Genomic DNA, 13752 nt, shown 5'->3' with positions numbered 1-13752 from the left:
GGCCTGAGGTGGAAGTGCAGCAATGTATGGAGCTGACAGGTACTAATCGGTCGAGGGCTTATCCAAATTCCTGAATATTCAGGTCTAACTTGCAAATCTAGTTTCGTATCCAGTTTTCAGGTGATTAAGCATCTGAAAAAGTCATTCGTTTGGTGGCGATGGCGGAGGGGTTCCACACGTACCCATCCCGAACACGACCGTTAAGCCCTCCAGCGCCGATGGTACTTGAACCGAAGGGTTCTGGGAGAGTAGGACGCCGCCAAGCACAATGAAGAAGCACTGCTGATATCAGGCGGTGCTTCTTTTGTTATTTGTGAAGTTGATTGGCCTCTGTCCAATTAAAAAACCTGCGAAAGTGCAGTTATTTTCTGGCCAAACTACTGTTTTGGAGAAAAAGCCTGCAAATCTGCATCAATTTTCTCACAAAATAAGATAAATGAAGAAGAATGAACAAAAAGCCTGCATTTTTGCAGGCTTTTGACGTGAACGAGATTTCAAGTAAAAAAAGATGCACTTTTGCAATTTTCCCGCGTTGTTCTAATCATCTATCCACTTAACATCAGGCGCGAGGAGCGATACCTTCACTTATAGGCTATGCCGACACAATAAATTTTCTCAGGCTTTATAATTGTTGGTTAAGTGTTTTTCGGTAAGAACCGCCAGCATTTGAATGCCGATTTCGTTGTGCCCGCCTTCGGGTATAATGAGGTCGGCGTATTTTTTGGATGGCTCAATGAACGACTCATGCATCGGCTTGACGGTGGCGAGATACTGCTGGTGAATGGACTGGATCGAACGGCCGCGTTCTTCCATATCCCGCAGGACACGCCGGAGGATGCGGACGTCGGAATCGGTGTCTACAAACACCTTGATATCAAGAAGCTCCCGCAGCTTTTCATCATACAGGACAAATAAACCCTCGACGATAATGATCTGATTCGGCAGCATTTTGATCGTCTTGTCGACGGAACGGGTATTGATTGTGAAATCATAGACCGGCGCGTAAGCAGCTTGTCCAGCTTTAAGCTGCTTAAGATGTTCCACAAGCAGTTCGTTGTCGAAGGCGAAGGGATGGTCGTAGTTGATTTTTTCGCGTTCGGTCATACTGAGGTGCGCTTGATCTTTATAGTAATTATCTTGCGAAATGAACGTAACTTTATCGGTTGCTAGCTGGTCAATAACGGAGCGAGCGACCGTTGTTTTACCGGAACCGGTTCCTCCAGCGATGCCTATGATTAACATGATGCTTCAAATACCCTCCTAAACGAATTCCCGTAACATTCTCAGTATTGTAGCATAGGTCCCGCTTTTTTTCACCTGCATCGACTACTAGGAAAGGGAGAAGGTCTTATTTTTTTGTTGGTTTGGCAGCGTTAATTATGATGTTGTATTTCACGCTCCTACATGTAATTCTAAGTGATCTTTCATTCTCTTACGTGACTCGTGATGACTAAGCTGATAATATAGTAGGGTAGTTTGTTATTATGAAAATTTTAGTTAAAATAAAAGAAAAAGAATTGCATCTAGTTATGTGAAGTTATATCGCATTTATTAAGTGCAATTGTTCAGGGAAGGATAGATTTATTTACAATGATTATTAAGCCAAGAACACGTGGATTTATTTGCACGACCTCTCATCCAGAAGGATGTGCAAAGCAGGTACAGCAGCAGATTGATTATGTTAAGACTCGTCCACTTGGCAAGGGGCCGAAAAACGTGCTTGTGATCGGAGCTTCTACTGGATACGGGCTGGCTGCACGAATTACGGCTGCTTTTGGAGCGGGAGCTAATACAGTTGGAGTTTATCGTCCGAGTCAAGCTGCTGGCGCGAGAACAGCTTCAGCAGGATGGTACAATTCGGCGGCTTTTGAGAAAGCAGCCCAAGAAGCGGGCCTTCAATCGTTTAGTGTAACGGGAGATGCTTTTTCTAAAGAGACAAAGGTCAGAACAGCTGAGTTGATCTCCAAAGAGCTGGGACAAGTCGATCTTGTCGTTTACAGTGTGGCAACCGCTCGTAAAACAGATGCTAACACTGGGCAATATTATAATTCGGTGTTGAAGCCGATTGGGGAGTCCTACAGTAATAAAACGGTGAATTTTCATACCGGAGAAATTAGTATGGTTACTCTGGAGCCGGCAACTGAACAGGAGATATCGGAGACGGTTGCTGTCATGGGCGGTGACGATTGGCAGGAATGGATCGATACGCTTTGTGAGGCTGGTGTGTTGGCGCAAAATGCTATTACTATTGCATACTCCTATATTGGTCCCGAATTGACCGAGCGTATATATCGTGAAGGAACGATCGGTCAAGCAAAAGATCATCTTGAAGCAACAGCCAAACAATTGGACAAGCAGCTAGAGGCACAAGGTGGTCATGCATATGTAGTAGTAAGTAAAGCGTTAGTAACACAATCCAGCTCTGCAATTCCGATCGTACCATTATATATGTCGGCATTGTACAAGGTTATGAAAGAAAAAGGCATCCATGAAGGAACGATTGAGCAGATGCATCGTCTGTTTGCTGATCGATTATATAGCGGTGGTGATGTACCTGTTGATCATAAAGGACGGATTCGGATTGACGATTGGGAAATGCGTGAGGATGTTCAGACTGAGGTTGCAAAATTGTGGGATGCATTAACTACAGACAGTGTTTACGAGTTGACTGATCTGGAAGGCTTTCGCCGTGAGTTTTTCCAGCTGTTTGGTTTTGAAACAGAAGGCATAGATTATGAAGCTGAAGTAGATACTGTTGTCGAGGTAGCGAATGTAAAATAAAGGCTTTTTCATCAATTAATGTAACAAAATAGCGATAAGGATAAGGGTCATCTTCCGAGATGGCTCTTTTTTTATTTTAAGTTTACTTAAACGGTATACCTCAAAAAACAGGTGTGAAATCTTTCGAACCGTAAAAATTCAAACCATAAATCGAAATATTACCTCCTCAAAATGTTCGGATATTTTCAGTAGACTTAGATTGTAAATAAGATATCGAAAGGGGTAAAGAAATGAAAAGAGCAAAATCATGGGCTTTATTGCTGGTAGCTGTTTTGATGGTAGCTTCACTGGCAGCTTGTGGAGGCAACAAAAATTCTTCTAGTGGTAATAATTCTACTACTCCTCCAGCAACAACCACTGATAGTCAAGGTACTAACGATACGAAAGAATCGGCAGAACCAGTTGAACTTACATTCTGGTCTCTCGGAACAACAAACTATGAGGATCTCGCTAAAGAATATACTAAAGAGCATCCGAACGTTACGTTTAAGTTCCAAAATACATCTGACCAAACAGCGCATCACAACAACTTGACGACAGCATTGTCCGCAGGCTCAGGTGCTCCTGACATTTTTATGCTTGAGATCGCTTTCATGGAACGTTTCATTGGTGCTCAGGATAAATTCTACAACCTGAATGACCTTGGTGCAAAAGATATCGCAGGCAACTATCTGGACTGGAAATGGAAACAAGCAACTTCGAAAGATGGATCTTTTCAATTGGGTCTTCCAACGGACATAGGTCCTACTGTAGCTTACTTCCGCACAGATCTGGCTGAAAAAGCCGGCTTGCCTACTGATCCGGATGGATTCAGTGCAGCGATCGATACTTGGGATAAGTTCGCAGCTGTTGGTAAGGATTTCAAAGCAAAAACGGGCAAACCATTTTCCGATTTGACGGACCTCGTGTACAACGGTGTTCGCGACCAATCCCCTGACCAAATTTACTTCAACAAAGAAGATGGCTCTTTTATTGGTGATACAAATCCACAAGTTAAAAAAGCTTATGACTTTACTGTAAAAGGTATCCAAGAGGGATGGATCGGCAACTGGCAGCTATGGTCCCCTGAATGGCAAAAAGCGGTTAATGATGGCGAGTTTGGCGTAATGCTCGGCCCAGCTTGGATGGCCGGAACAATTAGAAATGCTCCAGAATCATCAGGTAAATGGGCAATTGCACAGCTTCCTGAAGGTGCGGGTAACTGGGGTGGTTCCTTCTTAACACTGCCTAAAGAAGGCAAACATTCGAAAGAAGCTTATGAATTTATTTCCTGGTTAGTAAACAAAGAAAACCAATTGAAATCGTTCAAAACTAGCGGCTTGTTCCCTTCTGTTCCAGCAGTGTACACCGAGCCAGCATTTACTGAAGAGAAAGATGAATTTTTTAGCGGTCAAGTTATCTCTGAAGCTTACGCTAAATCTGCTGAACGTGTAAAACCAGTATACTACGGACCATTGCATGACCAAGCAGATAAGCTTATCAAAGATGCTCTTAAAAACGTTCTGGAGAAAAAAGCGGATCCACAAAAAGAATGGGATAGCGCAATCAAGCAAATCAAGACTTTGGTAGACCGCAGCTAGGTTTATAGCTAATTCATTATCCGAATTCGTGGGAGGTTACAATCCTCCTGCGGATTCGGATTTATCAATTACTTCATGGAGGTGCGCTTATGGCTGACACTGCTACAGCTAGGCCGGCCCAGCCGGCACCGCCAAAACGGCGTTTTTGGACGGAGACTAGACGAAGCCGTCTTACGGCATATACTTTTATCTCACCATTTTTTATTCTTTTTGCCATATTCGGTTTGTATCCGATTCTCTTTACTATATATTTGTCTTTCTTTAAATGGGATGCACTTGGACCTATGAAGTTTGTAGGGTTCAAAAATTATCACTTGGTTACTAGTGATCCAACGTTTTGGGTTTCCTTCAGTAACACGATAATTATGGCTTTGATGGGTACTGTACCTCAGCTTATAGTGGCATTATTCGTAGCGGTCATGCTCAACTCGGCTTTGAATAAATTCAAAAATACTTTCCGGATTTTATACTTTATGCCGAATATCACTTCAATTGTTGCTGTAACGTTAGTGTTCAGTACTATGTTTGGTAACAACGGTATGGTTAACTGGTTATTGGGCAACTTTGGATTAGATAGCGTTCCTTTCAACTCAGGCTGGTGGGGAGTAAAAATCGCTATCTCAACTATGGTAATGTGGCGTTGGATGGGGTATAACGCGATTATTTTCCTGTCGGGGCTTCAAAGTATTCCAACGGATATTTACGAAGCGGCTAAAATTGATGGTGCGAATCGCGGACAGCAAATGATTTATATTACGCTTCCAATGCTCCGCCCGTTTATCCTGTTCGTTACATTGATATCTACGATCGGGGCACTACAGCTCTTTACAGAGCCATATGTGTTCCTTGGACAATCTGGTTCAGGTGCTACACGGCAAGAAGGGGTTACGATGGTTAACTATTTGTATAGCGAAGCATTTATGAATGGCTTCTTCGGTACGGCGGCAGCATCAGCAGTACTATTGTTACTTGCAACGATTTTCTTCTCCTTGCTTAATATGCTGTTATCAAGTCGAATGGGTGGAGAAGGAGGAGGAAAAGCATGAGTACTTTTGTACTTAAAAGAAAAAGACCGGATGAGCCGGGAGTTATAGCTAAAACATTATTTTATTTAGTAATGATTATCGGCGCCTTGATATCCATCTTCCCGTTTTATTGGATGTTCGTGGTTGCTACCAATGATAAGGATGCTGCTTTTCATATCCCACCGTTATTAACACCTGGAACCAATTTCTTCGATAACTTTTCCAGAGTGTTGGAACGGACTGACTTTTTCAGAGCACTGTTAAATTCCGTTGTAGTTTCTTCAGCGGTTACTGTGTCTGTCGTGTTCTTGTGTACATTGGCGGGTTACGCTTTTGCAAAATATGAATTTCCGTTCAAAAAAGTGTTGTTTGTTTTCGTTATCGGAACAATGCTTGTACCAGCACAGCTAGGCGTACTTCCGTTGTATGTTATTATGGCTAAGCTGCACTGGATTGATAGCTATAAGGCGTTAATCGTACCGGCGATGGTTAATGCGTTCGGAATATTCTGGATGAGACAGTATATTTCTTCGGCCGTTCACTCTGAGCTACTCGAAGCTGGACGGATTGATGGCGGCGGACATTTCCGTATTTTCTGGAACATTGCGATTCCAGTCGTAACTCCGGCAATGGGTACACTAGCTATTTTAAATTTTATGAACGTATGGAATGATTTCTTCTGGCCACTTGTTGTTCTAAAGAATAGAGAAAACTATACGATTCAAATTGCATTGCAGCAGTTGTTCACCAACAAAGATGGTATCGATTTCGGAATGATTATGTCAGCTACCTTTACAGCAACACTGCCACTATTGATTGTATTTATTTTCTTTAGTCGCTGGATTATTGCTGGTCTGACATCCGGAGCGATAAAAAGTTAATATTTGAAGGTTTATGTAGCAAGGATATGGAGTCATAGTGAAGAATAATAGAAGTAGGAGATAAGGGGGAGGAAAGGGCATGAAACTCCGTCGAAAAATCTTGCTGGCTATTATTCTTCTTGTGTTTATCCCCGTAATTTTGATGGGTTCCATTTCGTACTATAGTTTCTCAAATACAATGGAGAAAAAGTCGAGCAATTTCTATTGGGTCTCCCTGTTGGAGACGGACCGTAAGCTGAAATTTGCTCTTAGCGAAGTGACAACGACTTCAAATTCGGCGATAACACAGCCAGTTATTCAGAAGATATTGAAGCAGCCAGATTTTGTTGTGACCTACGAACAAAGACAAGTTATCAACAATTTAATTAATCACCCGATGATTACATCCTTCGGCATTTATTCCAAGGACCAGTTGTTATATGAATACAATGATTCTATGTCTTCTGAGGAACTGAGTCGGCAAAGCTGGTTTGAAGCGATGAAGGCAGCGGATGGACGTCCGATTTGGAGCGGTCCCGGGGAGAACGGATCATCTGATTCCGAGAAGCCTGTACTTATTCAAGCACGCATTATTAAGGACTATTATTCACTTGAGGATATAGGAGCATTAGTCATTTATGTGAAGCCGGATATTCTCGATCAGGTTTTTTGGGATGCTGTTACCTTAAAGCAAGGTGATATCTTATTAGTGAATAAGCAAGGAAACATCGTATTTGATAAATCCGGGATACATATCGGAGAAAGAACAGATTTTCCTTTTCTGAGTGATGAGGACACGAACAACGGGAAGGGTTATTATACGGATAAATATCTGGGTGAGAAATCGTTAATTACCTATTTGCCTTCACACAATAAGGATTGGTATCTGGTTGCGATTACGCCAAGCAAGATGATTGCATCTGAATCCATATCCATCCGAAATATCGCGGTCGTTCTCGTATTGATGTCTCTGATATCAGCATTTCTTTTTGACCGTTATTTTGTACGTAGATTGGTGCTAAGTATTATCAGCGCAGTTAACGGCATGAAGCGGGTACAGCAGGGGATTTTTGTTCCTATAACTTCGTCGGTAAAAAGCGAGGATGAGACGGATCTGCTGATTGATGGTTTTAACCGAATGAGTACTCAAATCACGGAATTGATCCAACAGGTGCAGACAGAACAAGCACGGAAGAAAGAAGTAGAGCTGCAAGCATTAGTTGCACAGATTAATCCTCATTTTATATATAATTCATTGGAATCCATTAATTCTATGGCTGTTTTGCAGGGCAACAAGGACATCAGTAAGATGGTAGTGTCCTTAGGTAAGCTGCTTCGAATCAGCATTAGCGAAAATCAGGAGTTGATTCCGCTTACAATGGAGCTGGAGCATGTACGCCATTATATGGATATTCAAAAATACAGATTTGAAGATAAGTTTTCCTATGAGATTGATATTCCGGAATCCTTGAGATACTACATGACGCAAAAGCTAATCGTTCAGCCTATCGTAGAAAATGCTCTGTATCATGCCATTGAACCGATGGAAGAGAGTGGAGTTATTTCTATTACAGTTCATGATGATCATCGAGATATCATAATTGATGTGAGTGATAATGGACCAGGATTTGACGGAAATACGCTATTAGAGCTGTGGAGTAAAGATAGAAGCAACATGAAAAAATATCGTGAAAACGGTGTGGGATTAAAAAATGTCCATGAGCGGCTAAACATCCGATTCGGCGGATATTACGGCATAATGATTTGTTCTTCTCCCGGATTTGGATCAATTATTCGTATCCGAATACCAAAAATAACACCTTAGGGGGAAGAGAGCCGTGAAGTGGTTAATGAATTGGGGTTGGATCGTCCTGTATGCCTTTGTTCTTGCTATTTCGGTTTTGGTCATCGGCATCAGCGGGAGTGAACCGATTGAGGAGAAGCAATCGGAGAAAATTACACTTACCTTTCGGCATTTCTGGATCAAGGAGCATGACAGGCAAATGCTGAACATTTTTGAGGATGTGGTAGAGTCATTTCAGAAATCTCATCCTAACGTCAAGGTTAACTTTGAAGGTATGGATCAGACCGATCATAGGGAACGGAAGCTCAAGAGCGAAATGGTGACAGGAACATCTCCGGATATGTTCGTTTTGTTTGGTGGAGCGGAAATAGAGCCTTATGTCAGATCCAATCGTTTGATGGATTTAACAGAATTTGTGCAAGCTAATGAACTTGAAGATCAGTTTCAGGATCTTCAGCTATGGACATTCGATCAGCATATTTATGGGTTGCCGATTGAAGGGCACGCAGAGCCTTTATATTATAACAAAACAATATTTAATAACCTTGGCATTGAGCCACCTAAGTCAATTGCTGAACTGGATTGGGTAATCAAGACTCTACAGAAAAATGGATATATTCCTTTTGCTCTAGGTAATGAGGAGCGTTGGCCAGCAGCGATTTATGCTCATTATTTAATGGATCGTTATGCAGGGCCTGAGCTTATTAAGGAGCTGACACAGGGTGAAGGAGCGGGAAATTTTAATAACTCCCCTTATTTAGAAGCGATGATTAAGTTTAAAAGCTGGTCCGACGAAAATGCATTCAGCTCTCCGGCAAATGATTTGTCCACAGAAGAGGCGATCCGACTGTTTACACAAGGGAAAGCCGGGATGTATCTTAACGGAAACTGGGACATTAATCTGTTCCATCATGGTGGTTCGACCGATTTTCAGAATGAAGTAGGTGTAATTCCATTTCCCGCCTTAGTGCCTGGGGGACAAGATTCTATTGCTGGAGGTTACACGATCGGGATCGGGCTGTCATCCAATTTGGATGAGACCAAACGTGAGGCAGCTCTAGAATTAATGCAAGCGTTTTATACCGAGGAGGTTCAGAGTAGGATTGTATATGAGGGACTTCGAATCCCTTCGATGAAGATATCCTTCGATTATGAGAAGACGGGACCAGTTTTTGCGCAAGTAGTCAAATTGATGGAGCAGAGTGATGATAGCTTTGTAGCGTATGACAATGTATTGTCTCCAGAGGTTACGAAGACATTCTTGAAAGTGATTGAAGAAATGTTAAGCGGTACCATAGCACCTGATGCAGCGCTTAATCAGATTCAGGATACATCACAGCAATATTGGAAGCAAAGAAATAGCTCCTTGCCAAATTAATTTTTGGAGGTGTCTGTATGGAGGTTAAGGAGGAAAAGTACAGAGTGATTCTGGCTGATGATGAGCCGCTCATTCTGCGCAGCTTAAAGGTCGCAATTCCCTGGGATGAGCTGAACCTGGAAATTGTTGGTGAAGCCAAAAACGGCGAGGAAGCGCTTAAACTCGTTCGAGAGCTCTCACCGCATATGATCATAAGTGATATTCGTATGCCTGGTATTGACGGAATTACACTTATGAAGGAAGTAATGGCCGAAAACACAAAAAGATTATTTATTATTATTAGTGGCTATGGTGAGTTTGAATATGCGAGAGAAGCTCTTAGAGAAGGAGCATTTGATTATTTACTGAAGCCAATCGACCATGATGAATTAGTTGAGATGCTGCGGCGCGCCAAGAAAAATCTGGAGAAACAGATGGAGAATGATAAATTACTTCATTCCGTACAGCTGCTCTCTGTCCTGGCCAGAGAAAGAATGTTTGCAGAAATCATTGAGGGCAACCAGAGCCAAAGTCCTATGCAGCATATGCGCTGGCTGGAGAATAGTGAGCTTCAGGAGGATTATTTCATGGCTGTCCTTCAGCTAGATCGCTATATGAAATTAAATGAAAAGTGGAGTTCAGAGGATAAGAAGCTGTGGTTATTCGCCATACGTAATATCCTTAGCGAGTGGTCCATTAGCCATGGCGCGCTTACTGTGTTTCCATTCCACAACGGTGAGTGGGTTTTGCTGTTCCCTAGTGCGCGTAGTGGCCATAAAGAGGATATTGGAAAAGATATTATTAGTCTAATCAAGCATAATACGAAGTTAACTTGTTCCATAGGATTTAGTCAGACTGTTGCAGGAATAGAACAACTCCGAGGAGCTTATCAAAGTGCTGCAAAAGCGCTGTATCAGAGATTTTACACTGATCAAGAAGGTGTTTTCTTGGATGAAAAACCCCAGAACGTCCCAGATCGGGAAGTCAAGTATCCGAAGCAGCTGGAATATTTAATGCTTGAAAGTATTCGCACGTTAAATAACAGTCGATTAATGTCATTACTTGATGAGACTAAAGTCCACATTGAAAATCAAGCTATGACAAAGGAAGTCGCTGAGCGTGTGATTGTAGAACTAACGGTGGTGCTTTATCGACAATTTGAGATTATGAACCTGTTGCCGGAATGGTCGTTAGAGGGATTGTTACAGGAGCTGCATTCCTTGGGGTCGCTTAATGAGATGATCAGCGTTTTGAAGGTTAATTTTGATAAGTGGATCAAAGAGTCTAGTTCTAATCAATCCAAAGAGAATATACAGAGTGTAATAGCCAAAAGCAAAGAGTACATCGCAGGAAATTACCATAAAGACCTCAGCATTGAAGAAGTTGCGGAAATTGCCGATTTAAGTATTAGCCATTTTTGTACTTTATTCAAGCAGGTGTCAGGATACACTTTTCTTGAATACCTAACACAATGTCGAATCGATAAGGCAAAATATATTCTCAAGAATAGCCCGGTCAAAGTATATCAAATAGCTCCGCTTGTAGGCTATCAAGACCCCAGATATTTCACTCAGGTATTTAAGAAGTTAACTGGCATGACCCCGTCTGAATATCGTGAAGAAGGAGTATAGTGTTTGTCATATACAAGGGGCTGTCCCAAAAGTAGGGTTACTGTTAAAACTAGAAATAGCGGTGCAAGGAAGATGATCCCTGCACCGCTTGATCCTCCCACACATTCTATGACCGTATCTCAAGTGTAATAGTGTCATGCTGCGGAATTCCTGAAATTCCTGCAAATGTGCAGGTTTTGGTCATGTAAAGCCTCTAAATGACCTGAATTGCTGCAAATGTACAGGTTTTCTCTAAGGATTCTCTTCAAACTAGTCTATTCTGAACCATATTCCTGCATTTTTGCAGGCATTTGTTCATCCTTTCAAGACTACTTATAAAAAACTGTATTTTTGCATCCTTTTCCTGATATCTTGCCTTTACACTGCTAAACAAGAAGCGTCCCTCAAAGTTATCTTAGATAACTTTTGGGACAGCTCCTTAATTCTTAAGAACGATTGCGATTGCGTCGCATCGACCCCATAATCAGACTTACAATAAAGACGAGAACAACAGCACCAATCAGAGCAGGGATAAAGTAAAAATTACCTATGACTGGTCCCCAATTGCCAAGAATGAGACTACCAAGCCAAGCCCCGATAAAACCTGCTATGATGTTCCCGATAATGCCGCCAGGTACATCCTTACCCATAACCATTCCTGCAAGCCATCCAATTACACCGCCAATAATTAAAGACCATAAAAAACCCATTGAACTCACCTCATGGTTAAATATTTTTACTTATAAATTACTATTTACAATTGAGGACGAATTTAAACAGAGGGACTTTATGCCTAATTTTTCTAAAAAGATGACAAAATCGTAAAAATTATCTATAAAAATAGAACAATTTCTGATAAAATCCAGTTATCAACTCCCAAAATTAAACATTTATAGCATCATGATTATTGTAAGCACTTTCAATTCATGTAGATTTGAGGAGATGTATTACTATTTTTGCTGGAGGTGATTAGGAAGTTTGCTATATGCAAGCCACTAGCTGCACAGTTTATTCAAACGATTGCACAAATTTAAAGCGTTTGCATTTTTTTGTTTATCATTTGAAAGCACTTAAATTTTATAGAGGAGGAATTGATTCGTGGTTAAGAGGTTTAGGAGATCCTTTAAAGCTTTATCGTTATGGTTAAGTACGATCTTAATTTTTACTTCGATATATGTGGCACCTGTCATCCCAACTGCTGAGGCAGCTGAAAACACTGCTTCTCCGGCTGTTGAGACAGCGGCTGCAGTACCGATAAACGGTACCATGATGCAATATTTCGAATGGTATATGCCGAACAATGGGACACATTGGGATAAGCTGAATTCAGAGGCAGCGAATTTGAGTAATGTTGGTATTACTTCAGTATGGATTCCACCAGCATATAAAGGTAACTCGGGCATTAATGATGTTGGTTATGGCGTTTATGATCTATATGATTTGGGTGAATTTAAACAAAAAGGCGAAGTGCGTACAAAGTACGGTACAAAAGATCAGCTCCAGGCAGCTATTAATTCACTGCATAACAATAATATCCAGGTATATGGAGATGTTGTTATTGGACATAGAATGGGTGCTGATGGGCTAGAAACGGGTAGCGCAGTAGAAGTAAACCGTGATAATCGGAACCAGGAAACAACAGGCCAATACAATATCAAGGCTTGGACTCAATATAATTTTGATGGCAGAAATAATAAGTATTCATCTTTTAAGTATAGATGGCAGCATTTCGATGGTACAAGCTGGGATGAGAATGCAAAGAAAAAAGATACGGTCTATAAATTCTCGGGTAAAAGCTGGGAATCTGAAGTAGATGATGAGAAGGGTAACTATGACTATCTCATGGGCGAAAACATAGACTTTGATAATGGCGATGTTGCAAATGAGATTAAAAACTGGGGTGTATGGTATGTTAATACCTTAAACCTTGACGGCTATCGTCTGGATACGGCGAAACACGTAAAAGCCAGTTACATGAAGGATTTTGTAGCTAATGCACGCGCTAAGACAGGAAAAGAATTGTTCACTGTGGCTGAATATTGGTCAGGGAACTTAGGCAAGCTAACAGGATACCTGGATGCACTTAACAATTCCGTATCAGCATTCGATGTTCCTCTGCACTATCGTTTCCAAGCTGCTTCAAATGGTAGTGGCGGATACGATATGCGTACTCTTGCGGACAATACTTTGGTCAAATCGAGACCGGTAAATGCGGTAACTTTTGTTGACAATCATGATACTCAACCTGGGCAGTCACTTGAATCATGGGTGCGTGATTGGTTCAAACCACTTGCATACGCTTACATTTTGACTCGTCAAGAAGGTTATCCTTCCGTATTCTACGGCGATTATTATGGTATTCCTAACAATAATATCGCTTCGAAGAAAGCACAGCTTGATCCGCTTCTCAAAGCGAGAAAAGATTATGCTTATGGAACTCAACGCGATTACATTGATCATCAGGATATCATTGGCTGGACTCGTGAAGGTCTTGCGGCGAAACCAAACTCTGGCTTGGCAACGTTGATTTCGGATGGATCGGGCGGTTCAAAGACGATGTATGTCGGAACACAGCATGCTGGAGAAACCTGGTATGACATTACGGGAAATCGTTCAGAAACTGTAACTATTAATTCTTCAGGTAATGGTGATTTCAAGGTTAACGGTGGTTCCGTTTCCGTCTGGGTAAAAAAATCCTCGTCTACTACTGACAATCCTCCAACTACACCAACAAA

General features: G+C 41.6%; 9 protein-coding genes, 1 rRNA gene and 1 pseudogene. 9 read left to right on the top strand and 2 right to left on the bottom strand.

Translation table 11 applies throughout. The features are described from left to right. Window positions 1-148 precede the first annotated feature (148 nt). Window positions 149-265: ribosomal RNA gene (rrf, locus tag BLS49_RS21970) — 5S ribosomal RNA — on the top strand. Window positions 266-615: 350 nt separating this feature from the next. Here the strand turns inward: rrf and udk are convergent. Next, window positions 616-1242 (bottom strand): uridine kinase, encoded by a 627-nt coding sequence (udk, locus tag BLS49_RS21965; protein WP_091235807.1) that lies wholly within the window; start codon window positions 1240-1242, stop codon window positions 616-618. 348 nt (window positions 1243-1590) lie between these two features. Here udk and fabV point away from each other — a divergent pair, with 348 nt between their 5' ends. The 7 genes from fabV to BLS49_RS21930 all read left to right on the top strand — a co-directional run bounded on the left by fabV (window position 1591) and on the right by BLS49_RS21930 (window position 11038). Beyond that, window positions 1591-2781, top strand: a complete 1191-nt coding sequence (fabV, locus tag BLS49_RS21960; protein WP_091235802.1) for an enoyl-ACP reductase FabV — start codon at window positions 1591-1593, stop codon at window positions 2779-2781. Window positions 2782-3011: 230 nt separating this feature from the next. Beyond that, window positions 3012-4361, top strand: coding sequence for an extracellular solute-binding protein (locus tag BLS49_RS21955; protein WP_091235800.1), 1350 nt, complete (start codon window positions 3012-3014; stop codon window positions 4359-4361). A gap of 89 nt (window positions 4362-4450) precedes the next feature. After that, on the top strand, window positions 4451-5407 hold the full coding sequence (locus tag BLS49_RS21950; protein WP_091235799.1) for a carbohydrate ABC transporter permease: 957 nt from the start codon (window positions 4451-4453) through the stop codon (window positions 5405-5407). Further along, window positions 5404-6267 carry a carbohydrate ABC transporter permease gene (locus tag BLS49_RS21945; protein WP_091235796.1) on the top strand — a complete coding sequence of 288 codons (864 nt, stop codon included), beginning with the start codon at window positions 5404-5406 and terminating at the stop codon, window positions 6265-6267. The genes BLS49_RS21950 and BLS49_RS21945 overlap by 4 nt, the downstream gene beginning before the upstream one ends. A gap of 79 nt (window positions 6268-6346) precedes the next feature. Further along, window positions 6347-8071, top strand: coding sequence for a sensor histidine kinase (locus BLS49_RS21940; protein WP_091235794.1), 1725 nt, complete (start codon window positions 6347-6349; stop codon window positions 8069-8071). A gap of 13 nt (window positions 8072-8084) precedes the next feature. Further along, window positions 8085-9428: an ABC transporter substrate-binding protein gene (locus BLS49_RS21935; RefSeq protein ID WP_091235792.1), complete on the top strand. Its 1344-nt coding sequence runs from the start codon at window positions 8085-8087 to the stop codon at window positions 9426-9428. A gap of 17 nt (window positions 9429-9445) precedes the next feature. Further along, window positions 9446-11038 (top strand): response regulator, encoded by a 1593-nt coding sequence (locus tag BLS49_RS21930; protein WP_091235790.1) that lies wholly within the window; start codon window positions 9446-9448, stop codon window positions 11036-11038. A gap of 425 nt (window positions 11039-11463) precedes the next feature. Here the strand turns inward: BLS49_RS21930 and BLS49_RS21925 are convergent, their stop codons facing one another. Further along, window positions 11464-11727, bottom strand: coding sequence for a GlsB/YeaQ/YmgE family stress response membrane protein (locus tag BLS49_RS21925; RefSeq protein ID WP_091235787.1), 264 nt, complete (start codon window positions 11725-11727; stop codon window positions 11464-11466). 478 nt (window positions 11728-12205) lie between these two features. Here BLS49_RS21925 and BLS49_RS25855 point away from each other — a divergent pair. Further along, window positions 12206-13711 (top strand): annotated as a pseudogene (locus tag BLS49_RS25855) (alpha-amylase); the annotation flags it as partial. Window positions 13712-13752 lie beyond the last annotated feature (41 nt).

Origin of the sequence: Fontibacillus panacisegetis (genome assembly GCF_900102215.1) — a bacterium.
Lineage (GTDB): Bacteria > Bacillota > Bacilli > Paenibacillales > Paenibacillaceae > Fontibacillus > Fontibacillus panacisegetis.
This window is presented reverse-complemented; position numbering and strand designations above follow the sequence as displayed.

Excerpts from the sequence above, each read along its gene's own strand:
- BLS49_RS21930 (WP_091235790.1), top strand. The coding sequence starts at position 9,446 with ATGGAGGTTAAGGAGGAAAAGTACAGAGTGATTCTGGCTGATGATGAG.
- BLS49_RS21940 (WP_091235794.1), top strand. The coding sequence starts at position 6,347 with ATGAAACTCCGTCGAAAAATCTTGCTGGCTATTATTCTTCTTGTGTTT.
- fabV (WP_091235802.1), top strand. The coding sequence starts at position 1,591 with ATGATTATTAAGCCAAGAACACGTGGATTTATTTGCACGACCTCTCAT.
- BLS49_RS21945 (WP_091235796.1), top strand. The coding sequence starts at position 5,404 with ATGAGTACTTTTGTACTTAAAAGAAAAAGACCGGATGAGCCGGGAGTT.
- BLS49_RS21950 (WP_091235799.1), top strand. The coding sequence starts at position 4,451 with ATGGCTGACACTGCTACAGCTAGGCCGGCCCAGCCGGCACCGCCAAAA.
- BLS49_RS21925 (WP_091235787.1), bottom strand. The coding sequence starts at position 11,727 with ATGGGTTTTTTATGGTCTTTAATTATTGGCGGTGTAATTGGATGGCTT.
- BLS49_RS21955 (WP_091235800.1), top strand. The coding sequence starts at position 3,012 with ATGAAAAGAGCAAAATCATGGGCTTTATTGCTGGTAGCTGTTTTGATG.
- udk (WP_091235807.1), bottom strand. The coding sequence starts at position 1,242 with ATGTTAATCATAGGCATCGCTGGAGGAACCGGTTCCGGTAAAACAACG.